Source organism: Corynebacterium sp. SA-MJD20WY100, from assembly GCF_039822565.1.
GTDB classification, from domain to species: domain Bacteria; phylum Actinomycetota; class Actinomycetes; order Mycobacteriales; family Mycobacteriaceae; genus Corynebacterium; species Corynebacterium phoceense_A.
This window is the reverse complement of sequence record NZ_JBCJKS010000026.1, coordinates 1-20,536: the sequence shown is the minus strand read 5'-3', so window position 1 is coordinate 20,536 and position 20,536 is coordinate 1. Positions and strand designations below refer to the sequence as shown.

22 protein-coding genes are annotated in these 20,536 nt (G+C 65.0%); 13 read left to right on the top strand and 9 right to left on the bottom strand.

The annotated features are described in order from the left end of the window. Window positions 1–5: 5 nt before the first annotated feature. The gene (locus ABJ196_RS11625; RefSeq protein WP_347307276.1) at window positions 6–1,001 is read right to left on the bottom strand and encodes a hotdog domain-containing protein; all 996 of its coding nucleotides are present in this window, start codon (window positions 999–1,001) and stop codon (window positions 6–8) included. A 78-nt stretch (window positions 1,002–1,079) separates the two neighbouring features. Here ABJ196_RS11625 and ABJ196_RS11620 point away from each other — a divergent pair, with 78 nt between their 5' ends. The 3 genes from ABJ196_RS11620 (at window position 1,080) to purM (ending at window position 4,142) form a co-directional block, all read left to right on the top strand. Beyond that, window positions 1,080–1,457 carry a sterol carrier family protein gene (locus tag ABJ196_RS11620; protein ID WP_347307274.1) on the top strand — a complete coding sequence of 126 codons (378 nt, stop codon included), beginning with the start codon at window positions 1,080–1,082 and terminating at the stop codon, window positions 1,455–1,457. A 78-nt stretch (window positions 1,458–1,535) separates the two neighbouring features. Beyond that, the gene (gene purF / locus ABJ196_RS11615) at window positions 1,536–3,011 is read left to right on the top strand and encodes an amidophosphoribosyltransferase (RefSeq protein ID WP_347307303.1); all 1,476 of its coding nucleotides are present in this window, start codon (window positions 1,536–1,538) and stop codon (window positions 3,009–3,011) included. Between the two features lie 36 nt (window positions 3,012–3,047). Next, window positions 3,048–4,142 carry a phosphoribosylformylglycinamidine cyclo-ligase gene (gene purM / locus ABJ196_RS11610; RefSeq protein WP_347307272.1) on the top strand — a complete coding sequence of 365 codons (1,095 nt, stop codon included), beginning with the start codon at window positions 3,048–3,050 and terminating at the stop codon, window positions 4,140–4,142. Between the two features lie 345 nt (window positions 4,143–4,487). On the opposite strand, the gene ABJ196_RS11605 is transcribed toward purM, so the two are convergent. Next, window positions 4,488–4,721, bottom strand: coding sequence for a DUF3073 domain-containing protein (locus tag ABJ196_RS11605; protein ID WP_181734566.1), 234 nt, complete (start codon window positions 4,719–4,721; stop codon window positions 4,488–4,490). 146 nt (window positions 4,722–4,867) lie between these two features. Then, window positions 4,868–5,965 carry a folate-binding protein gene (locus ABJ196_RS11600; RefSeq protein WP_347307270.1) on the bottom strand — a complete coding sequence of 366 codons (1,098 nt, stop codon included), beginning with the start codon at window positions 5,963–5,965 and terminating at the stop codon, window positions 4,868–4,870. A gap of 30 nt (window positions 5,966–5,995) precedes the next feature. Here ABJ196_RS11600 and ABJ196_RS11595 point away from each other — a divergent pair, with 30 nt between their 5' ends. Next, window positions 5,996–6,829: an aminodeoxychorismate lyase gene (locus ABJ196_RS11595; RefSeq protein WP_347307268.1), complete on the top strand. Its 834-nt coding sequence runs from the start codon at window positions 5,996–5,998 to the stop codon at window positions 6,827–6,829. Window positions 6,830–6,833: 4 nt separating this feature from the next. Here ABJ196_RS11595 and ABJ196_RS11590 read toward each other — a convergent pair whose 3' ends face one another. Then, complete coding sequence (locus ABJ196_RS11590; protein ID WP_066490277.1) at window positions 6,834–7,493, bottom strand: FABP family protein; 660 nt, start codon at window positions 7,491–7,493, stop codon at window positions 6,834–6,836. Between the two features lie 38 nt (window positions 7,494–7,531). On the opposite strand from ABJ196_RS11590, the gene ABJ196_RS11585 reads away from it, so the two are divergent. Further along, window positions 7,532–8,515, top strand: a complete 984-nt coding sequence (locus tag ABJ196_RS11585; protein ID WP_347307266.1) for a diacylglycerol kinase family protein — start codon at window positions 7,532–7,534, stop codon at window positions 8,513–8,515. Here the strand turns inward: ABJ196_RS11585 and ABJ196_RS11580 are convergent. After that, window positions 8,512–9,264, bottom strand: coding sequence for a DUF2993 domain-containing protein (locus ABJ196_RS11580; RefSeq protein ID WP_347307264.1), 753 nt, complete (start codon window positions 9,262–9,264; stop codon window positions 8,512–8,514). The genes ABJ196_RS11585 and ABJ196_RS11580 overlap by 4 nt on opposite strands. A gap of 46 nt (window positions 9,265–9,310) precedes the next feature. Between ABJ196_RS11580 and mshD the strand changes: the two genes are divergently transcribed. The 6 genes from mshD to ABJ196_RS11550 all read left to right on the top strand — a co-directional run bounded on the left by mshD (window position 9,311) and on the right by ABJ196_RS11550 (window position 15,691). Then, window positions 9,311–10,252 (top strand): mycothiol synthase, encoded by a 942-nt coding sequence (gene mshD, locus ABJ196_RS11575; protein ID WP_347307262.1) that lies wholly within the window; start codon window positions 9,311–9,313, stop codon window positions 10,250–10,252. 195 nt (window positions 10,253–10,447) lie between these two features. Next, window positions 10,448–11,557 (top strand): phosphate ABC transporter substrate-binding protein PstS, encoded by a 1,110-nt coding sequence (gene pstS / locus ABJ196_RS11570; RefSeq protein WP_347307260.1) that lies wholly within the window; start codon window positions 10,448–10,450, stop codon window positions 11,555–11,557. Between the two features lie 196 nt (window positions 11,558–11,753). Further along, the gene (gene pstC, locus ABJ196_RS11565) at window positions 11,754–12,800 is read left to right on the top strand and encodes a phosphate ABC transporter permease subunit PstC (RefSeq protein ID WP_347307258.1); all 1,047 of its coding nucleotides are present in this window, start codon (window positions 11,754–11,756) and stop codon (window positions 12,798–12,800) included. Between the two features lie 13 nt (window positions 12,801–12,813). Continuing rightward, complete coding sequence (pstA, locus tag ABJ196_RS11560; RefSeq protein WP_347307256.1) at window positions 12,814–13,722, top strand: phosphate ABC transporter permease PstA; 909 nt, start codon at window positions 12,814–12,816, stop codon at window positions 13,720–13,722. 42 nt (window positions 13,723–13,764) lie between these two features. Next, entirely contained in the window at window positions 13,765–14,538 is a 774-nt protein-coding gene (gene pstB, locus ABJ196_RS11555) for a phosphate ABC transporter ATP-binding protein PstB (RefSeq protein WP_347307254.1), read from the top strand. A 103-nt stretch (window positions 14,539–14,641) separates the two neighbouring features. After that, the gene (locus tag ABJ196_RS11550) at window positions 14,642–15,691 is read left to right on the top strand and encodes a cytochrome P450 (RefSeq protein WP_347307252.1); all 1,050 of its coding nucleotides are present in this window, start codon (window positions 14,642–14,644) and stop codon (window positions 15,689–15,691) included. 32 nt (window positions 15,692–15,723) lie between these two features. On the opposite strand, the gene phoU is transcribed toward ABJ196_RS11550, so the two are convergent. Continuing rightward, on the bottom strand, window positions 15,724–16,452 hold the full coding sequence (gene phoU / locus ABJ196_RS11545; RefSeq protein ID WP_347307250.1) for a phosphate signaling complex protein PhoU: 729 nt from the start codon (window positions 16,450–16,452) through the stop codon (window positions 15,724–15,726). Window positions 16,453–16,767: 315 nt separating this feature from the next. Between phoU and ABJ196_RS11540 the strand changes: the two genes are divergently transcribed. After that, window positions 16,768–17,655, top strand: coding sequence for an IS5 family transposase (locus ABJ196_RS11540; RefSeq protein WP_347307248.1), 888 nt, complete (start codon window positions 16,768–16,770; stop codon window positions 17,653–17,655). 9 nt (window positions 17,656–17,664) lie between these two features. Here the strand turns inward: ABJ196_RS11540 and ABJ196_RS11535 are convergent, their stop codons facing one another. Next, window positions 17,665–18,240 (bottom strand): arginase family protein, encoded by a 576-nt coding sequence (locus ABJ196_RS11535; protein ID WP_347307246.1) that lies wholly within the window; start codon window positions 18,238–18,240, stop codon window positions 17,665–17,667. Window positions 18,241–18,393: 153 nt separating this feature from the next. On the opposite strand from ABJ196_RS11535, the gene ABJ196_RS11530 reads away from it, so the two are divergent. Next, on the top strand, window positions 18,394–18,696 hold the full coding sequence (locus ABJ196_RS11530; RefSeq protein WP_347307244.1) for a transcriptional regulator: 303 nt from the start codon (window positions 18,394–18,396) through the stop codon (window positions 18,694–18,696). Between the two features lie 40 nt (window positions 18,697–18,736). Here the strand turns inward: ABJ196_RS11530 and ABJ196_RS11525 are convergent, their stop codons facing one another. Together ABJ196_RS11525 and ABJ196_RS11520 are read right to left on the bottom strand one after the other, a co-directional pair. Then, window positions 18,737–19,984, bottom strand: coding sequence for a macrolide family glycosyltransferase (locus ABJ196_RS11525; protein ID WP_347307242.1), 1,248 nt, complete (start codon window positions 19,982–19,984; stop codon window positions 18,737–18,739). A 218-nt stretch (window positions 19,985–20,202) separates the two neighbouring features. Beyond that, complete coding sequence (locus tag ABJ196_RS11520; protein ID WP_347307240.1) at window positions 20,203–20,406, bottom strand: hypothetical protein; 204 nt, start codon at window positions 20,404–20,406, stop codon at window positions 20,203–20,205. Window positions 20,407–20,536: the final 130 nt, after the last annotated feature.

Below are 20,536 nucleotides of genomic sequence, written 5' to 3'. Positions count from 1 at the left end.
GAAAGCTAGTCGATGTGCTGAACCTTCGGCGCCACGATGAGCGGCTGTGGGGAGTACTTGCCGCGCAGGCCACGCAGGATGTGGGCATGCTCGGCTAAGCGAATGTCCTCTTCGGTGCGCGGGGTGAATTGGCGGGCGCCGAGGGGCTGCCAGTCGTTATCGATCGCCATGTAGGACACCGTCGCGTGGATGGCGGTCTTGAGGTTCGCACGGCCCTCGGCAGGCGCGCCGGAGCGCACGTGGACCGACAGCTGCATGGTGCGGGTATCCGTGACCATCATGCGGGCGTCGACCTCGATGAGATCACCGATGGAAATGGGACGGTAGAAGCGAATGCCGCCCGCGTACGTGGCGATGGTCTGCTCGCCGGACCACTCCATGGTGCAGGCGGTGCCGGCCTCATCGATCCATTCCATGGCCGTGCCGCCGTGGACCTTGCCGCCCCAGTTGACGTCCGTGGGCTTGGCGAGGAAGCGGTTGACCATGCGCGGGGCATCCGAGGGCCCGTCGTAGGTCTGCGTTTCCATCTCTGCCTCGATGGCCTTGCGCAGCTCGATGCGGGACTTCGCGGCGGCCTCGACGCGCAGCTCGTCATCCGTCTGCGGGACGAAAGAAGGCACTGGGGTCGGCTTGCCGGTCGTCGGGTCCTGGGCCACGAAGATGACGAGGCAATCGCATGCGCGGGTGAAGAAGCCGTCACGCGGGTCGGCGGAGAGCACCTCGTTGACGATGTGCATGGAGGTGCGGCCCGTCATAGCAATGCGCGAGCGGACCTCCACGATGTGACCAGAGGGAATGGGGCGCGTGAAGTGGATGTGGCCGACGTAGGCGGTCACGCAGTACGTGCCGGACCACTGCGCGGCGCAGGCGTACGCGGCCTTATCGATCCATTCGAGGACGCGGCCGCCGCCGATGCCCTGGGCGCCCGCGATAAGCAGGTCCGTGGGCGCGGCCATAAAGCGCAGCGTGAGGGACGGGGACGGAGTTTCAGCGTTAGCCATGTCACTACCTTAAGGTTCGTGGATCAGATTCGCAGGCAAAGGGTATAAGTCGTCGCGACGGGTCTACAATCCGGGGGTATGAAGAAGGTGCATGACCCCGCCGCCACCCGCGCCGCCGTCGCTGCCGTGGAAGCCTGGGTGCGGGACCCGGCGTTGCCGGCTCCCTCCCGCGCACAGCTTGCCGATGCCGTCCGGCGCACTGCCCGTGCCGTCGAACACGACGCGCCGGGGCACAGCGTGGAGCTGCGTGTTCCCCCGTTCGTGGCCGTCCAGTGCATTGAGGGGCCTCGTCACACGCGCGGCACGCCCCCGAATGTGGTCGAGACGGACGCGCGCACCTGGCTGGAATTGGCGCTGGGTGTGACGCAGTGGTCCGCGGCAGTGGAGGCGCGTCGCATCGACGCCTCGGGTTCGCGCGCGGGGGAAATCGCGAAATGGCTCCCCGTAATCTTTTAGTTTTCTGTGCCTGTAGCGGCTAGGATGGGGCGCGTGATTAACCCTGCGCATGCTGCTGTCACTACCCACCCCGCCCCACTGACCGATCTTGACGATCAGGGGGAGACTGAACCGCGCGAGGAGTGCGGCGTCTTTGGCGTTTGGGCCCCGGGGGAGGACGTTTCCACTCTCACGTACTTCGGCCTCTTCGCTCTCCAACACCGTGGCCAGGAAGCCGCCGGCATTGGCGTCGGCGACGGCGAGCGAATCGTCGTATTCAAGGACATGGGCCTCGTCGCCAATATTTTTGATGAATCCATCCTGGGCTCGCTCAAGGGCAACGTCGCCGTGGGGCACACGCGCTACTCCACGGCGGGCGGCAAGGAATGGTCGAACGTCCAGCCGATGTTTGAGACGTCCTCGTCCGGCGTGGACATTGCACTGTGCCACAACGGTAACCTCGTTAACTACCTCGAGCTGCGCGCCGAGGTCGTGGAGAAGGGCTTGATTAAGCCCACGCAGGAATCGGTCTCGGACTCCATGTGCATGTCCATGCTGCTTGCCGAAGGCGTGGATGACAGCACCTCCGTCTTCGACTCCGCTCGTGCGCTGCTGCCGCGCGTCAAGGGTGCTTTCTCGCTCACCTTTACCGATGGACACACGCTTTACGCCGCGCGCGACCCGCACGGCGTGCGCCCGCTCGTCATCGGCCGCCTGGAGAAGGGCTGGGTCGTCGCGTCTGAGACCTGTGCGCTCGACATCGTGGGCGCCCAGTTCCTCCGCGAGGTCGAGCCGGGCGAGCTCATCTCCATCGACGAGGCCGGCATCCGCTCCGAGACCTTCGCCGAGCCCACCCGCCACGGCTGCGTCTTCGAGTACGTCTACCTGGCACGTCCCGACACCCAGATTAAGGGCCGCTCCGTCAACGCCGCCCGCGTGGATATCGGCCGTCGCCTCGCGCGCTCGTGCCCGGCCGACGGCGCCGACATGGTCATCCCGGTGCCCGAGTCCGGCAACCCCGCCGCCGTGGGTTACGCCCGCGAGTCCGGCATCACCTTTGCTCACGGCCTGGTGAAGAACGCCTACGTGGGCCGCACCTTCATTCAGCCCACGCAAACGCAGCGCCAGCTCGGCATTCGCCTCAAACTCAACCCGCTGCGCGAGGTCATCAAGGGTAAGAAGCTCGTGGTCGTCGACGACTCCATCGTCCGCGGCAACACGCAGCGCGCCCTTATTCGCATGCTCCGCGAGGCCGGCGCCGCCGAGGTCCACGTGCGTATCGCGTCCCCGCCGGTGAAGTGGCCGTGCTTCTACGGCATTGACTTCGCCTCGCCTGCGGAGCTCATCGCGAATGCCACGCCGTCCGATGACCCGGAGACCGTCGCCGAAGTTATCCGTGCAGCCATCGGCGCGGACTCCCTAGGCTTCGTGTCCGTCGACGACATGGTCGGCGCGACCGAGCAGCCCGGCAGGGAGCTGTGCACTGCGTGCTTCACCGGCAACTACCCCCTGGGCCTGCCAGCGGGCAACCCCAATGCCGAGGCCGTGCGTAAACTTCAAGGCACCGACGCCTAAACCCCTTCCGACCGACTTTTAAGGAATCCCACCGCGATGTCTGAAAACCCCACCGCTTCCTCTGAGACCGCCGCCGAGAACTCCGGCACCACGTATGCCGCTGCCGGCGTGAGCATCGAAGAGGGCGACCGCGCCGTTACCCTCTTCGCCCCGCACGCCAAGCGCGCCACCCGCCCGGAGGTCATGGGCGGCCTCGGCGGTTTTGCCGGTCTGTTCAAGCTGGGCGAGTACAAGGAGCCCATTCTCGCTGCTGGTTCGGACGGCGTGGGCACGAAGCTCGCCGTCGCCCAGGCGATGGACAAGCACGACACCATCGGCATCGACCTGGTCGCCATGTGCGTCGATGACCTCGTGGTCTGCGGCGCCGAGCCGCTGTTCCTCCAGGACTACATTGCGGTGGGCAAGGTCGTTCCGGAGAAGGTCGCCGAGGTCGTCAAGGGCATTGCCGAAGGCTGCGTCCAGGCAGGCTGCGCTCTGCTCGGCGGCGAGACCGCGGAGCACCCCGGCGTCATGGACCCGGAAGAGTACGACGTTTCCGCCACGGCCGTGGGCGTCGTCGAGGCTGATGGCCTCCTCGGCCCGGACAAGGTCCGCGATGGCGACGTGCTCATCGCCATGGGTTCTTCTGGACTGCACTCCAACGGCTACTCGCTGGCCCGCTACGTCCTGCTTGACCAGGCTGGCCTGCCGCTCGACGGCCACGTGGAAGAGCTCGGCCGCACCCTCGGCGAGGAACTCCTCGAGCCGACCAAGATCTACGCGCTGGACTGCTTGGCGCTCGCCGCCGAGTGCCAGGTCTCCACGTTCTGCCACGTCACCGGCGGCGGTCTCGCGGGCAACCTCGAGCGCGTCATCCCGGAGGGCCTCACCGCTGAGGTCAACCGCGCGACCTGGACCCCGGCCCAGATCTTCCGCACCATCGCTGCCGTGGGCAAGATCGCCCTGTCTGAGATGGAGAAGACCTTCAACATGGGCGTTGGCATGATCGCCGTCGTCTCCCCGGAGGACCGCGACCGCGCCCTGGCCATGCTCACCGCCCGCCACCTTGACGCCTGGGAGCTCGGCACCATCCGCGAGTCCGACGGCGACGAGCCGCGCGTCATCATGCAGGGTGAGCACCCGAACTTCTAAGCTCGCGCCTCAGACCCACGCCGCCCGTGCCGCTCCGGCCGGGCGGCGTTTGCGTGTCCGGTTCCTTGCGAAAATCGTGTCGGCGCATGCGCCGCGCGGAGAATTATCGCAAGGAACGAGGCGGCGGAACGCGCCTGTGTGTCGCGTGGAAACGGTATCGCGGATTTCACGACAACGAAGGCTCAGATTTCCGCGGGTTTGGCGGCCTTCGTTGTCCTGAAGTCCGCCGCTAGTCGCGCGCCGGACGGAAGAAGCGCTGACAGCGTCGTGACGGACGCGGTCAGGATGGGGACATGCAAAAATCCGCCGCCGGGCGGGCCGGCGGCGGAATAAGAGTCTTAGGACTTAGCGCTTGTCCGAAGAGTCGGTGTCATCCTCAACGTCGTCTTCATCGTCATACTCGTCGATGTAGTCGGCGTATTTGTCTTCGTAGTCCACCTCGTCTTCGTCATCCCAGTCGTTGCGCGGCTTCTGAGCGGCGAGCTCGCGCTGGAGCGAGTCCAAATCCATCTCAGGTGAGTTGTACTTCAGCTGGCGTGCAACCTTGGTCTGCTTCGCCTTCGCGCGTCCGCGTCCCATGTGCATGACCCCCTTGAGGTGTGTGTAGGCATTCCAGGGAAGTTCGGATGCCCCATCGAATTTCAATAACAGTATGGTCCTGTTAGACACAATAGCCTGTGTGCCGAAAAAATTCCGCACCGCCCCCTGTTACAGGGCAAAGAAGGCTAGCGGCCGCGCAATTTCTCCACCGCGGCGCGCCCGGCCTTGGGGCCTTCATCCGTGGGGATGGACTCTGGCTCGACGCTCGCGGCGACGTTCGCCTCGCCGCGCAGCGGGCCGGTGACGAGATCGGTGCCCGTGAGTGCAGAACGCTTGACCAAGCCGAGGGCGATGGGGCCGAAGTCACAGTCGTCGACGACGGTGCCCAGGCGGCCCACGCGGCGCCCACCGGGGCCGGACAGGATATCGGCGCCCGGCTCGGGGCGGTCCGGCGCGGAGCCATCGAGGTACAAAAGGACTAGCAAGCGCGGCGAGCGACCGAGGTTCTCCACGCGGGCGACGGTCTCCTGGCCGCGGTAGCAGCCCTTGTTGAGGTGGACGGCGCCGGGGTGTTCGCCGCGGCCGATCCACTGGGGAACCTCGTGGGCGATCGCCTTATCGTCGAGGTCAGCGGCCAGTTCCGGCTCGCGGGCGCGGACGCGCTCGGCGGTAAACGCCATGAGTCCAGCCAGGTGGGCGCCGGCGGCTTCGAGGGCCTTGACCGCGTCGACCAGTTCGGCCCGCAGGACGGCGAGATCGCGGCGCGGGGCGCCGAGCCAGTCCACGGTGCGATCAAAGGCTATGCCCGCGGCGGCCGCGTCGAAGCCGTCGACCGGCTTGCCGAGCAGCGTGAGGATCGCAAGGTCCGCCTCGGCCACCTCGACCTGGGACCAGAAGATCATCTTTGTGAGGTAATCGCGCAGCGACTCGAACTGCGCGTCGGGCACGTCGAGGTAGATCTCGGTAGGGGAGACGACGGCCACGTCTGCGGCGTGGAGGATATGCCCCTGGATGTCGAGGTCGAGGGCGGACGCGGCGTAGCCCGAGGGGGCGTCGTCAAGCTTTTGGGAGAGCAGATTATTAAGGTATACCGCGGCCTCGGGGCCAGTGACGGCGAGCACGCGGCGCTGCGAGCGGTCGATGACGGCGGTGCCGTTTTCGACGTAGCGTTGCTCCACGAGGGGATCGCCATAATGCCAGGCCACGCCCTCTTTATCGAGGAGGCTGCCCCCCTGGAAAGCGGCAGCGCGGGGACGGTCAAGCAACGGCGAAACGTAGGTCATGGTTCCCCATCGTAGGGCATAATTGAAGTCATGAGTATTGCGCCTGTCATCTACGTCGTCGAGCCTTTTGGCGGGTCTATTCGCCGCCATAACGCGAACCTCCCGCTGCTCTTTGCTGACGATTTGGGCGTCACGCGTGGTGACGGCATTTTTGAGGCCATGCGCGTTGAGGGCGGACAGGCTCATAACGTGGAACGCCACCTCGAGCGGTTCCGGCGCTCGGCCGAGGCACTCGACCTGCCGCTGCCCACGCCCGAGAAGTGGCAGGAGGCCACGGAGGTCGCACTCGAGGAGTGGGGCGAGACCGAGGGCAAGTGCACGTGGACGCTCACGCGCGGGCGCGCGTCGACGAGCATTCCCACTGGTTGGGTCGCGGTCGAGGGCATTGATGCGGAGACGCTGCGCGAGCGTGAGAAGGGTGTGAAGGCCATCACCATGGAGCGCACGTGGCAGCTGCCCACGGAGTTCCCGGCGAAGACGGTGAACTACGCCGCGACGATGGCGGCGCTGCGCTACGCCAAAAAGCAGGACGCGCAAGATGTCATTTATCTCAACGGCACAGGACTCGTGCTGGAGGGCTCCCGCTCGTCGGTCGTGACGACCAAGGGGCGCAAGCTGCGCACGCCTGCGGCGCCGGGAATTTTGCCGGGCACGACGCAAGCTGCCATCTTCGCCTGCGCGGAGGCAGAAGGCTGGCGCTGTAAACGCAAAGAAATGAACGTTGACTACCTGCTGGGGGCGGACTCGGTGTGGCTCGTCTCCTCGACGCGCGGGCCGGTGCGCGTGACGCACCTGAACGGACAAAAGCTCCCGAAGCCCGCCAATGTGGAGGAGATTCGGGAGCTGATGCGGTCCGCGCTCTAAAGCTCTAGCCCGCGATGCGCTTGAGCTCCGCCGACATGTAGGGGCGCATCTCGCCGTCGACCATGCGCTCGTCGACCCAGCCCAGGTTGTTATTCGGCATGAGGCCGTACATGCGCTTGCCGGGGCCGAGGTTCTTCGGGCCGGTCTCCGTGACCATGGTGGACGCGGATTGGAGGGACCAGGCGCGCTCGTTAAAGGGCTCGCCGTAGAAGATTTCCACGATGCCGTTATTCGAGGTGTAGGTCATTTCGATCTCGTCCTTGGGGGAGATGCGCCAGAAGCCGGACTCGCGTACGTCGGGGCCTACCGGCTTGCCCTCGGAGTCGATCTTCCACGTGCGGGAGGTGTAGGTGAGGTAGTGTTCGCCGTCGTGGGCGATAACGAGCTGCTGGCCGAACGTGTACTGGTCGCCGTTCGAATCATGCGCCTGGCCCTCGCCCTGCCACACGCCGACCAAGGGGAGAAGTCCCAGCAGCGCGTCGTGGAGGGATGGGCCCTGGCGCAGGTTCGCCGTGTCATCGGGAACCGGGACCTCGTCGAGGCCGACGGCCGGAATATTGCGGGAGGCGGCGTCTTTCCAATCCTCCGCGGCGCGGTTGACGGCCTCGTTGCCGTCCAGCTTGTTGGGATCGTTTTCGGGGTGGGATGCGTTTCGTTCAGACATGCCCATCAGCCTACCGTTTAGCGCTAGGCTAGAAACCCATGCGCGCCTTGCTCATCACCAACCCGAATTCGACCAGTCAGAGCGAACTCATGCTTCGGCAGGTCTACGCCCGCCTGCGTGAGGTCCCTGACCTGCATATTCTGGTGCGGCAAAGTCACTATCCGGGACACGCGGCGGAGATGGTGTCCACCCTCACGCGCGCGGAGTGCGACGTGGTGATCGCTGTCGGCGGAGACGGCACCGTCAATGAAATCGTGGGCGGGCTCCTCGGATCCCCTGAGCACCCGCGTGCGACTGACGAGGTTCCCTTGTTGGCTGTCATCCCCGCGGGCTCGGCCAACGTCTTCGCCCGGGCTTTGGGCTTTCCCGCAGAGCCTGCCGAAGCCGCCCAAACCCTCGCCGAGTGCATACTCTACGATCTGCGCCGCACCATCCGCCTGGGCACGTGGGAGCCACTCGGAGCAGACGGTGAGGCCGAGCCAGACGAGGCGCGATGGTTTGCCGTCAACGCTGGCTTTGGACTCGACGCGGACGTTCTCCACGCCGTGGACAAGGCACGTGCGAAAGGACTTGCGGCGACGCCGCTACGCTACCTGCGCGCGACGCTGCGTGGTTGGGCGCGCGCCCGTGTCCAGCCGCCACGCATCGATGTTCACGCGCGGGCGGGGGAGCGCACGCTCGAGCTGCGGGGCGCGCAGCTCATCTTTGCGTCGAATACCAACCCGTGGACCTTCCTCGGTCCGCTCCCCGTGGTGACGAACCCCCGCAATTCCTTCGATAAGGGCCTGGGGGTCTTCGGGCTGACGGATCTTGGGGGCATCGGCGGCTTCGCGGGCCTCCTGCACCTCTTTGGCGCGTACCGGCTCGCGCGGGGACGCGTGATTCAATTCGACGACGCGGAATGGGTAGAGCTGCGCGTGCCGGAGCTCCACCGTTTTCAAGCGGACGGCGAGTCAGAGGGCAAGCTCGAGCACGTGCGGCTGCGTTCTATCCCCGACGCGCTCGAGGTCTATTCGCCTTAGCTCGTGATCTGTTTGCCGTCCTTGTCGTAGTCCCCGTCGATTTCCAGCGGAGAGAGGAGATCGAGGTGGAGCTCGACGTTGCGGCGCTGGACCTCCACGTTGATGGTGCCGCCACGCAGCGAGACCTTCGTCGCCTGGGCTGGCAGCGGCAGCCGACGCGTGTCGAGTTCCAGATAGAACGCGTCGTGGACGTGGCCTTCTGGCGCATCGATGGGCCGCATATAGAACATGGGGCCTTCCAGACGCAGCTCTACCTGAACCGTCGTGGGCAACTCGTCGCCGGGGATGGTGCCCGTGAGCTCGGCTTCTGCGGAATTGCCGCCGGAGGGCGAGATATTATTCGGGTTGTTGATATTGAGGTCTGTCATGCCCAGCAGGCGGCCGAGCGCCACGCCGTCGAGGCTCAGGCTGCGCGAGAGCGTGGAGGCCACCGCGCCGTCATAGTCCCCGGTCCACACCTGTTGCGGGGTGATGTGCACGTCGCGCAGGGTGGTTTGCGCGTTGACCATGCCTAGCTGTGGCACTTCGACGTCGGAGGAGCGCACCTCGAGCAGCGGCACGGTGCCCGTGACCGCCGCGGCGACATAGGGAAGCCCGCCAATATAGACGTCCGGCGGAGTCTCGAGCCGCGTGAGTTCCTCCACGCGGGCGGACACGGCGTGTTCCGCGTGCATGGCCACGGCGGAATCCGCCAACCAGAGCGCGCCCACGCAGCCCACCGCGACACCCGCGGCTTTCAGTGCCTTCATGTCTTTATTTGTACCGCACGCACCCGCGCGTCACTAAGGTGGGGGCATGAGCTTGAACCAGGACACCCGTGACCAGATCCATGCCGTGCTCGAGGCCGCCCGCACGAACGATGGCGTAGCACCCTTCTCTGAGCAGTATTTGTTGGGGCTGAGCGATGAACGCCTGGGCCATCAGCACTTCGTGCATAGCGAGAATGGCCAGGTCGGCGCGATCATTGCGCTTGATGGGGCGTCCGCAGAGCTCGTCGTAGCTCCGAACTTCCGGCGACGCGGCATTGGCGAGGCCTTGCTTGCCGATGCCGCCCGCTCGCTCGACGCTGGTTCCTCCCTTCAGGTGTGGGCGCACGGTAATCTCCCGGCGGCACAGGCCTTCGCGCAGGCCCAGGGGCTCAGCGTCGTGCGGCGCTTGCTCGTCATGGCCGTCGAGGGCGAAGCGTTGCGCGCGGCCGCAACCGTTCCTTCTGCCGAAGGATTTGAGGTCCTCAACTATGAGGAGTCGGTGGCGCGCTGGAGCGCGGACGCGGTGGACGCCGCCTGGGTAACCGCGAACAACGAGGCCTTCTCGTGGCACCCCGAACAAGGCGGGTGGGATGTCGCGCGTTTGCGCCGCGGCATGGAGGCTGAATGGTTCGATGAGAAGGACGTAATTCTATTCTGGGACACGTCTACAAATGTGACTGGCGTTACGAATGGGGGCAGTGATAATACCCCCAGCCTGGCCGGATTTCACTGGACCAAGTGGCACACGGAAGACGTTGAGGACGGTGGCGAGGCCTTTGGCGAGGTCTATGTCGTGGGGTTGGCGAATGCCTATCGCGGACGTGGATTGGGGGCACCGCTTCTCCATGCGGGGCTACATCGAATGGTAGAAAAGGGCGCGCGACGTGTGATTTTGTATGTCGAGTCCGATAATGAACCGGCGGTGCGAGCCTACGAAAATTTGGGTTTCGGGGTAGCTGAGGAACATGCCGTGTATCAGCGTCAATGATTTTCATTAATCAACGGTGATAACTGTTTACCTTGTGTTCACTGAAAGTGACCTTTTCGGTTAACCCAGGCTCGTTAGGTTATGTCGCTGTGAGTTCGTGGCCCCCGCCAAAGAATGAAAAAGGGTGGTCATCCAGGCTCCCCAATGACCTCTTTCGAATCTGCTCTACATATCTACATAACTGGAAGGTTTCCCGTGATTCGCAACTTCAAGCGCACCGCAGCTATCTTCGGCCTGATCGCTGCTTCCTCCACCGCTCTGGTGGCTTGCTCCGAGTCTTCTGACTCCGGTTCCTCCGACTCTGCTCAGGGCGACTCCTCCGTCTCCGGAACCCTGGTCGGCGAGGGCGCTTCCTCCCAGCAGAACGCCATGTCCGTGTTCCAGAAGGCCTTCATCGAGAAGTACCCGGACGCTGACCTGTCCTACACCGCTTCCGGTTCCGGCGCCGGCGTTGAGGCCTTCATCAACGGTACCGCTACCTTCGCTGGTTCTGACTCCCCGCTCGACGAGGAGGACGGCGAGGTCACCTCCGCTAACGAGCGTTGCGGCGGCAACGACGCATGGCACCTGCCGTCCACCATCGGCCCGGTTGCTATCGCCTACCACCTCGAGGGTGTCGACCAGACGGTCAACCTCACCACCGAGTCCATCGCCAAGATCTTCAAGGGCGAGATCAAGAAGTGGAACGACCCGGCTATCGCTGACGCCAACGAGGGTGTTGAGCTTCCGGACAAGGACATCACCGTCGTCTTCCGTTCTGACGAGTCTGGTACCTCGGACAACTTCCAGAAGTTCCTCAAGGCCGCTACCGGCGAGTGGGACTCCGAGGGCAAGCAGTTCCCGGATGCCGTCGGTGAGGGTGCTAACGGCTCCTCCGGCGTTGCTGACCAGGTTGCTTCCATCGACGGTGCTATCACCTACGTCGAGGCTGGCTTCGCTAAGCAGAAGGAGAACGTCTCCACCGCTGCTATCGACTTCGGCCATGGCCCGGTCGAGCTGTCCAACGACTCCGTCGCCAAGGCTCTGGACAACCTGGCCTTCAAGGAGACCAACTCCGAGCACGACATGGTCGTCGACGCGGACGCGCTCTTCTCCTCTGATGCTGAGGGTGCTTACCCGCTCATCCTCACCACCTACAACATCGTCTGCTCCGCTGGTTACGACGAGTCCGAGGCCGCCCTGGTCAAGGCCTTCTTCGAGACCGTCCTGGACAACCAGTCCACCGAGCTCGAGGACGCTGGCTTCATCCCGGTCTCTGGCGCTCACCTGGACCGCCTGAAGGCTGCTGTCGAGGCTCTCGCTTAAGAGTTTCGCCCGTGAAGGCCGCTCGCTTCGGGTGACCTTCGCCGCGTCGCGCCGTGATAGGCGCCGCGCATGCTGCCCCCAAAACGTTGCACAAACGTTTGGGGGTTATGGCATGTTTCCCAAAACTTTGCCGTTATAGCCCGCTGCGCGGGCGTAGCACCCCTCGCACCCGCTAACTAAAGGATTTCGTAGTCTCATGGCAGACAACAACCTCACCACGGCGTCCACGCCCGAGGCGGAACCAACGACTGTCGCTCAGGCGACCGTTGCGAAGCCGACGAATGACGTGGCTACTGTAGACCCAGGCAAGGGCGTCCGCCGCCCTGGCGACCGTGTCTTTGAATTCCTGTCCACCGCGTCCGCGACGCTCATCACGGTGATGATTGCAGCCATCGCGCTGTTCCTCCTGTGGCGCGCCGTCCCGGCCCTCAACGTCAACGAGGGCGGAATCGTTGGATTCTTCACCTACGGTGAGCGTTGGAATACGAGCGATACGGATGCTATGCAGTTCGGTATCCCCACGCTGTTCGCGTCGACCGCTCTCATCTCGGTCCTCGCGCTTCTTATCGCCATGCCCATCGCACTGGGTATTGCCATCTTCCTGTCGAACTACGCTCCGACCCGCGCCGTAAAACCGCTCGGCTTCCTCGTCGATATGCTCGCGGCAGTGCCGTCCATCGTCTACGGTCTGTGGGGCTGGCAGGTCCTCGGCCCCAAGCTCTCCGGGTTCTACACCTGGCTCGAGTCCTGGGCCGGCGGCTTCTTCCTGTTCAAGGTCTACGACAATTCGCCGTCGTTTGAGACCGGCCGCAATATATTCACGGGTGGCATCGTGCTCGCCGTCATGATTCTCCCGATTATCGCGGCGACCGCCCGCGAGGTCTTCGTGCAGACCCCTCCGGGCCAGATCGAGTCCGCTCTCGCACTCGGCGCGACCCGCTGGGAAGTCATCCGCATGACCGTCCTGCCGTTCGGTACCTCCGGCTACATCGCGGGCTCCATGCTCGGCCTCGGCCGCGCGCTCGGTGAGACGATGGCGCTGTACATGGTCGTCTCGCCGCTTATCGACTTCCGCTTTACGCTCTTCGACGGCGGTACGACGTTCGCGACGGCCATCGCCCTGGCCGCCGCCGAGTTCGGTAATGAGATGCGCGCTGGCGCCTACATCGCCGCCGGCCTCATGCTCTTCCTCCTGACCTTCCTGGTCAACGCCATCGCCCGTTCCATCGTGAAGAAGAAGTAAGGAGGAGCCCAGCATGACTACAACTACTGCAACTCCGTTACAAAACGGCTCTGCGTTCCAGCACATCTCCGGCTCCCGCAAGATCGCAAATAGCATTGCGACCGCCGTCGTGTGGGGCGCGATGATCATCGCGATGATCCCGCTCGTGTGGGTGCTGTGGGAGCTCATCGCCCGCGGCTCTGGCGCCATCTTCAACCCCGAGTGGTGGACGACGTCCCAGCGCGGCATCATGAACACCGAGGCGGGCGGCGGTGCACTGCACGCCATTATCGGTACCTTCGTCCAGACCGTCTTCGCGACGCTCATCTCGGTGCCCATCGGCATCTTCACCGCCATCTACTTGGTGGAGTACTCCAAGGGCGGCTTCCTCGGCCGCATGACGACGTTCATGGTTGACATCCTCTCTGGTGTCCCGTCCATCGTCGCAGCGCTGTTCGTCTTCGCTATGTGGATTACGCTCTTCGGCTTCGACCGCTCCGGCTTCGCCGTGGCGCTTTCCCTCGTGCTCCTTATGATTCCGCTCGTGGTCCGCAACACGGAAGAAATGCTCCGCGTCGTGCCCATGGACCTGCGCGAGGCGTCCTACGCCCTTGGCGTCCCGAAGTGGAAGACCATTGCACGCATCGTCCTGCCCACGGCATTGTCCGGCATCGTCACCGGCATCATGCTCGCCGTCGCTCGCGTCATGGGCGAGTCCGCTCCGGTCCTCGTGTTGGTTGGCTCCTCGTCGTCTATTAACTGGGACTCCTTCAAGGGCCCGCAGTCCTCGCTGCCGCTCATGATGCTCGATATGTACAAGGCCGGCGCGCAGCCTGCCGTGCTCGACAAGCTCTGGGGCGCTGCGCTCACGCTGGTTATCCTCATCGCCGTCCTCAACGTCGCGGCCCGCTGGGTGTCTGCGAAGTTCTCCGTTAAGAAGTAAACCCGCCCCCAGACTTATCCACTCACAGGAGTAAAGACCCACATGTCCAAGCTTTCGCTCAACGACGTGAACATCTACTACGGCGATTTCCATGCCGTGCAGAACGTCAACATGCAGATTCCGGCCCAGGCCGTGACCGCCTTCATCGGCCCGTCTGGCTGCGGCAAGTCCACCGTGCTGCGCACCCTCAACCGCATGCACGAGGTTATCTCGGGCGCCTCCGTCAAGGGCGAGATCCTCCTTGACGGCGAGAACATCTACGGCTCCAAGGTCGACCCGGTATCCGTGCGCAACACCATCGGCATGGTCTTCCAGAAGCCAAACCCGTTCCCCACGATGTCCATCGAGGAAAACGTTGTCGCTGGCCTCAAGCTGTCCGGCGAGAAGAACAAGAAGAAGCTCAAGGAAGTCGCCGAGCGTTCCCTGCGCGGCGCCAACCTCTGGGACGAGGTTAAGGACCGCCTGGACAAGCCGGGCGGCGGCCTCTCCGGTGGTCAGCAGCAGCGTCTGTGCATCGCCCGTGCCATCGCGGTCGAGCCCGAGGTGCTGCTCATGGACGAGCCTTGCTCGGCTCTGGACCCGATTTCCACCCTCGCTGTGGAGGACCTCATCCACGAGCTCAAGGAGAATTTCACGATTGTTATCGTGACGCACAACATGCAGCAGGCAGCCCGTGTGTCCGATAAGACCGGCTTCTTCTCCCTCGAGGCCACCGGTAAGCCGGGCCACCTCGTTGAGTTCGATGACACGAAGAATATCTTCGAGAACCCGTCGAAGAAGGAGACCGAGGACTACATCTCTGGCCGCTTCGGCTAAGCCTCCCTCGCAACCGTTCTGCGCCCCAGGCAGCGGTTCCATTGTGCTGATTCAGGTGCATGGAACTGCCGTCCTGGGGCGTTTCTTTTATAGACTGGTCGGCATGACCGATCCCCGCGCTTTCGGCGACCACCAGCATTCCCTCGGCACCCAGCTCGTGCACACTGACGCGGAGGTGATCGTCGTGGGCCACGCCGCCGCACGCGAGATCGCGCTCGACCCGGCCTCCTATTCTTCCGGGGTGTCTGCGCACCTCCAGCTGCCCAACGGTCTCGATGGCGAGGAACACGCACGCTTCCGCGCGCTGCTTGATATCTACCTCAATGCTGAGGTCGTGGCCGAGATGGATTTCCGCCCCGTCGCGCGTGACGTGCTCGACCGCGTTGCGGACAGCCTCGACGCCGATCGCCTGGCAGCGCTCTTCAGCGTGCGCGCCATGCGGCACTGGCTGAGCTGGCCCGTGTCGCTGGAGGACCGTCTGCTGGACTGGGTCGCGGAGAACGCGCGCGCCGCGCGCTCGGGCGACCGCGCCTGGACGGCACGCGTCGCGGCGGAATACGACGAGATCATCACGGCCGCCCTCCAGGCCACTCCCGAGGGCTCCGTCACGTGGCATCTCGCGCACGACCACGGCCTCGAGCATGCTGAGATCGTCTCCATCCTGCGTAACTGGACGGCAGGGGACTTGGGCTCCATGGCCAAGTGCATTGGCGTCATTGCGCGTGCTCTCGCGGATAACGCACCGCTCCAGGAGCGCCTGCGCGGCGGGGTGAGCCATACGGAGTTCGTTGCCATCGCGGACGAGCTGCTGCGTCTCGACGATCCCTTCGTCTCCAATCGCCGCGTAACCACCTGCCCGGTGCATGTGGCGGGGGAGGAGCTGGACGCCGGCACGCGTGTGCGCCTGCACTGGACTGCGGCCAACCGCGACCCCCACGCGTTTAGGGGCTTTGACCCTGAAGGCCACGCCGCAGACAACCTGGTGTGGGGCGTGGGCGCGCATTATTGCCCGGGGAAGCCGTTATCTATGTACGAGCTTCACGCTTTCTTCGCGGAGCTGCTGCCGCGTTTCGATCTCGTGCCTTCCGGCGACGGCGAGCGTGACCCAGCCGGCGGCTGGGCCCGCACACCGGTTGAGTTGCGCGCTCGTTAAGGCGCGCCGATGGGGCGGCTGCGTGCCGCTGACTAGTTACGGAACTGCTTCGTGATGTCGGCGAAGCGTTCCTCGAAGTCCTCGGCGCGGGCTTCCTCATCCTTCTTCGCGAGGTAGCGCTCGGGGGCGAGTCCGGTGACGAGGAAGACGATGCGCGAGTTGACGCTCACGGCGTGGTCCGCGAAACGCTCGAAGAAGCGGGAGAGCAGCGCCATGTCGACCGCAGCGCGCGTGGACTCGGTCCACTCGCGTTGGGTGAGCACGGACATGAGGTGGCCATTGATGTCATCGACCGCGTCATCATCCTTGGCGGCCTGGATGGCGAGGTCAGGGTCTGGGGCGATGAGATTGTCACGCGTTTGCTCCAGGAGGTGAATGCACAAGCGCGTGTATTCCTCGAAGAAGCCACGGTAGGCGTCCGGAATGGCAGGTTCGGGATGGCGGCGGCGGGCGGCGGTCGCGATGTGCTTGGCGAGGTTGCCCATGCGGTACAGGTCTTCCACGATGTAGATCGACGACACGACCTGGCGCAGATCCTTGCCCATGGGATTTTCGAGCGCGAGCAGGCTGACGGCGCGCTCCTCGCACCGAGCGCGGGTCTCCTCAAGATCGTCCTTGAGGGACAGGGCTTCTTCCGCCTCTTGAAGATCAGCGGTGAGCAGGCCAGATGAAGCCAGTTTCATCATTTGCTCGACGCCGTCACACATGCCAATGAGGTCGTGGGAGAAGTTGTCGAGATGTTCGCGGTATGCCGTACGCATGACTGTCATCCTATTACGCCACAGAAAGGATTGCACGGGAAGGTGGGTCTACCCCCAAGAAATTTATGTCCAAAGAGGTAGGCGTAAGGAGGGCTATTGCCCATGTGGGGCTACTAGGGGGGTGTTCCTATATAGGTTGTCAACTCCGTGGGTGAGGTTGTTGGGGGTGTGAAGGGTTTCTGCTTCACGCTGCGGATCTTGTTTTCGGGCATGCTGAAGTCCCGATTGGGCTTCCTGCACAATCGGCTTCGGGGTTTGGAGTGGTTACGGCGTGTCTCCTAAGCTCGTGCGGGCCCGGCCTGCGATTCTGGGTAGATGAGCCGACGAAGCGTGTTGTCCGACGCCCAGTGGGAGACGATCGAGCCCTTGCTGCCTGCTCAACGTCCCTGGTCAGGAAGGCCTCGGCGGGATCACCGGCAGGTCGTCGAGGGGATCATCTACCGCTACCGGTGCGGGATCGCCTGGCGCGACGTGCCCAACGATTTCGGTCCCTGGCAGACGGTGTGGAAGCGCCACCGGGCCTGGGCTGCGGACGGGACCTGGGATCGCATCCTCGACGCGCTGCTGGTCCGCGCCGACGCGAACGGGGAGCTGGACTGGTCGGTCGCGGTCGACTCCACGATCTGCCGTGCGCACCAGCACGGCACCAACCTCGAGCGCACCACAGGGGCGCTGTGGAACCACAAGAATCTGCGCGAGGAGCCTCCTGACCACGCCCTCGGTCGCTCCCGCGGCGGGCTCTCGACCAAGATCCATCAGCTCGTCGACGGCCACGGCTTGCCCCTGGTGATCCTGTGCGGGCCCGGCCAGGGCGGGGACTCCCCAATGCTCGGCCCTCTGCTGGACGGGCTGTCCGTCGCCCGGCCAGGGCCTGGCCGGCCACGCACGAGACCGGACATGCTGCGCGGCGACAAGGCCTACTCCTCCCGCGCCACCCGCAAGACCCTGCGGCGTCGCGGCATCAAGACCGTGATCCCCGAACCCCGCAACCAGCAGCAGCACCGTCGCAATCGCGGGTCACGGGGAGGCCGACCGGTCAACCTCGACGTCGAGGCCTACCGCGGCCGCAACGTCATCGAACGCGGCTACAGCGACGTGAAACAGTGGCGTGGCCTGGCCACCCGCTACGACAAACTCGGCCTGACCTACCGCGCCGGAGCCGTCCTCCGCGCCATCGTCCAGTGGCTCAACCACCTGCTTTAGAGACGTGCCCTAGGCGTCCTCCTCCCACGCGTGCAGCGCCGTCAACGCCATCCGGGCCGGGTCGACCGTGGCTGGCAGCAGGCTGGTGATCTCGGGATCGCCACGGCCGACGAGGGTGCTGACCGCCATCGCGTGATACCCGTCGTACCCGGTGTCAGGGGTATCGGTGTCGGGGTGGGAGTCGATCCAGATGACCGCGAGGTCATCCCCGTGCTGCTGGGCGAGCTTCGCGAACGGGGCGACGCTCACCGAGCACTCTCCACCCAGGGTCAGCACACGGTCGGCATCGTGCCTCCCCAGGGCCTCCAGAGCAGCACGCAGGGACTGTGTCACCGCCCTGCGGGACTCGACGCCATCGGTTGAGGCCTCGTCGTCGGCATCGGGCACCGGCACGATCTCCGTCGGGCCGGCGTGGGAAGGGAGGATCGCCTCCAGCACCCGAGCCCCGGTCGCGTAGCCGCGGCGGGCACGCTCATAGGGCACCTCGGGCAGGAGGGCCTGGATGTTGTCGCGACCGGCGCCCTGCCACTGCGGCCACACCAGCCGCAACGTGCGCGGATCATCGAACCCAGGGGCGTTGCTCACCAGGACGTCCTCTCGATCGGAGACGAGGTACGAAATCCATCGTAGTTCGATGAAAACCGTACTACTAAGGCTGGCGTACAATCAAAAGCGCCAGAACCAGGTTCGAGGGAGAGGCGGACGGTGCGGAGGCTGGAGCATCCCGAGCGGGAGGACATGAGACTCGATACGGTGCTCGCCGCTCTCGCCGACCCATTGCGCCGGCAGATCGCGTGTCGTCTCAACGCCCACCTGGACAACCGCGCCTGTGTCGCGTTCGATCTGCCCGTGTCGAAATCGACCGCCACGCACCACTTCCGAGTGCTGCGCGAGGCCGGGGTCATCCGTCAGGAGTACCAGGGAACCTCGATCATGAACACACTCCGCAAGGACGACCTCGACGCGCGCTTTCCGGGCCTTTTCGAAGCGGTCTTCACCGCACAGGACATCGAGACTCCCACCCGCACAGCCGGCGTCTGAGATGCTCTGGCGGCAGCGGTCTCGAACCCTGTGAAGCCATTCATCGCGCAGTCCGTGATTGCCGTGAATCCGTTCCCAGGAGGCGTTCGACGTGGTCTGCGGCCGTCTCGGCCCCGCCTCCCTCGTGGAGGGTGGCCGCGAGGGAGCGGGCGCAGGCGGTGTAGGACGGCTCGTGCAGCAGCGACTCGACCGCCGCGCTGAGCTGCCCGGTGGGGATGCCCCGTCGGCTCAGGTGTGGACGCAGCACGCAACCCGCCCCGCGGTCGGCGACGGTCAGCCCGATCAGCAGCTGCTCGACCTGCTGGGGGATCACCACCATCGGCACCCCGAAGTGGAGAGCCTCCAGCACGCTGTTCATACCGCCGTGCGTCACGAACACGGCAGCGTGCCGCAGCGCTTCGAGCTGGGGAATGACGCGGCGCACGATGATGTTCGAAGGGGCCTGCCCGAGGACGGCGGGGTCCGTGGAGACACCGACGGCCAGCAGCACGTTCGCCGGCAGCGGCGCGAACGCCTCGATGCAGGAGCGGAAGAAGTCCTGGCCGCCTGCGTGCAGCGTGCCCAGGGAGACCACCACCAGAGGGTCCGCTCCGCTGAGAACCGCCTCGAGGTCGGGATCGGATTCCTCAGTGCGTGCCGCGGCTTCGATCGACGGGCCGACGAAGTGGCAGCTCGCGTCCCGGCGGGGATCGGGAGCCTGCATCCACTCGGGGATCGGGAAGAGCGTCAGCTCGCCCCGGGTCGGGAACACCGGGCTGGCGGGAAGCAGTCCTGGGTCGACCCCTCTGAGCAGCCGCCGCCGAGCCCGGAGGGTGCCCGGCACGGCAGTGACTGACTCCCGGACGGCGGAGAGCAGTTCGCGGGCCCGCAGAGCACGGAGCGTGGCGGAACCCACGAACATCGTGGTCATCAGGGAGATGGCGGGGCGATCCAGGCTGGTCGCCAGCATCCGTCCCCACAGGGCGTTGGAGTCGAACATGACTGCGTCCGGGGGGTCCTCGTGCAGCTGGGACTGCAGGAACTCCAGCAGGGTCGGCGTCGACTCGAGCAGTCGTTGCACGACTTTCGTCGAGCCGCCCTCGATCGTGGCCTTCGCGATCACCGCCGAGGAGATCGTGTCCTCGGGGTATGCCCGGAACTCAGCCCCCAGGGACTCGGCGAGGGGACGGAACTGCTCGGTGGCGTAGAACTCGACATCGAAGCCGCGATGGATGAGTTCCCGGACCAGGGGCGCGCTGGGGTTGACGTGGCCCGACGCGGGCATGGCGGTGAAGACGATGCGAGTCACGGGCGCCATCATATCACCTGACGGTCTCACACGCGATCCGCTCACTCACGTGTCCGATTGAGTCCGAGCTCCGCGATCCGATCGGCGTTCGCACGTTGCTCAGCCATCTGCGGCACCGCCACCATCGGGACCTGATGCGACAAGGCCTACTCCTCCCACGCCGCCCAGCGGGCTCTGCGCTATCGAGGTATCAAGACGGTGATCCCCGAGCCCCGTGCTCAGTAGCAACACCATCGAAACCACGGCCACGCGGCGGCCGTCCCATCGGTCTCGACACCGAGGGCCACCTCGGCCGCAACGTCATCGAACGCGGCTACGGCGACGTGAAGCAATGGCGCGGCCTGGCCACCCGCTAGGACGAACGCGGCTTGACCTACCGCGCTGGAGCAGTCCTCCGCGGGATCATCCAGTGGCTCAACCACGTGCTTTAGAGACGTGCCCTAGGCTGCTGCGGCTTCTTGGGCTGTGGGGATGTCTCTGTAGTGCTCTCCGCTGCGCATCATGGCGAAGAGGACGTTGAGGCGTCGGCGTGCGAGCGCGACGACTGCGGCG

What these genes read in the sequence shown, in the direction of transcription:
- ABJ196_RS11585 (WP_347307266.1), top strand. Translation starts at nt 7,532, where the DNA reads ATGCGCGCCTTGCTCATCACCAACCCGAATTCGACCAGTCAGAGCGAA.
- ABJ196_RS11600 (WP_347307270.1), bottom strand. Translation starts at nt 5,965, where the DNA reads ATGACCTACGTTTCGCCGTTGCTTGACCGTCCCCGCGCTGCCGCTTTC.
- ABJ196_RS11605 (WP_181734566.1), bottom strand. Translation starts at nt 4,721, where the DNA reads ATGGGACGCGGACGCGCGAAGGCGAAGCAGACCAAGGTTGCACGCCAG.
- purM (WP_347307272.1), top strand. Translation starts at nt 3,048, where the DNA reads ATGTCTGAAAACCCCACCGCTTCCTCTGAGACCGCCGCCGAGAACTCC.
- ABJ196_RS11540 (WP_347307248.1), top strand. Translation starts at nt 16,768, where the DNA reads ATGAGCCGACGAAGCGTGTTGTCCGACGCCCAGTGGGAGACGATCGAG.
- pstB (WP_347307254.1), top strand. Translation starts at nt 13,765, where the DNA reads ATGTCCAAGCTTTCGCTCAACGACGTGAACATCTACTACGGCGATTTC.
- ABJ196_RS11550 (WP_347307252.1), top strand. Translation starts at nt 14,642, where the DNA reads ATGACCGATCCCCGCGCTTTCGGCGACCACCAGCATTCCCTCGGCACC.
- mshD (WP_347307262.1), top strand. Translation starts at nt 9,311, where the DNA reads ATGAGCTTGAACCAGGACACCCGTGACCAGATCCATGCCGTGCTCGAG.
- ABJ196_RS11530 (WP_347307244.1), top strand. Translation starts at nt 18,394, where the DNA reads ATGAGACTCGATACGGTGCTCGCCGCTCTCGCCGACCCATTGCGCCGG.
- ABJ196_RS11595 (WP_347307268.1), top strand. Translation starts at nt 5,996, where the DNA reads ATGAGTATTGCGCCTGTCATCTACGTCGTCGAGCCTTTTGGCGGGTCT.
- pstC (WP_347307258.1), top strand. Translation starts at nt 11,754, where the DNA reads ATGGCAGACAACAACCTCACCACGGCGTCCACGCCCGAGGCGGAACCA.
- ABJ196_RS11580 (WP_347307264.1), bottom strand. Translation starts at nt 9,264, where the DNA reads ATGAAGGCACTGAAAGCCGCGGGTGTCGCGGTGGGCTGCGTGGGCGCG.
- pstA (WP_347307256.1), top strand. Translation starts at nt 12,814, where the DNA reads ATGACTACAACTACTGCAACTCCGTTACAAAACGGCTCTGCGTTCCAG.
- ABJ196_RS11620 (WP_347307274.1), top strand. Translation starts at nt 1,080, where the DNA reads ATGAAGAAGGTGCATGACCCCGCCGCCACCCGCGCCGCCGTCGCTGCC.
- phoU (WP_347307250.1), bottom strand. Translation starts at nt 16,452, where the DNA reads ATGCGTACGGCATACCGCGAACATCTCGACAACTTCTCCCACGACCTC.
- ABJ196_RS11590 (WP_066490277.1), bottom strand. Translation starts at nt 7,493, where the DNA reads ATGTCTGAACGAAACGCATCCCACCCCGAAAACGATCCCAACAAGCTG.
- ABJ196_RS11625 (WP_347307276.1), bottom strand. Translation starts at nt 1,001, where the DNA reads ATGGCTAACGCTGAAACTCCGTCCCCGTCCCTCACGCTGCGCTTTATG.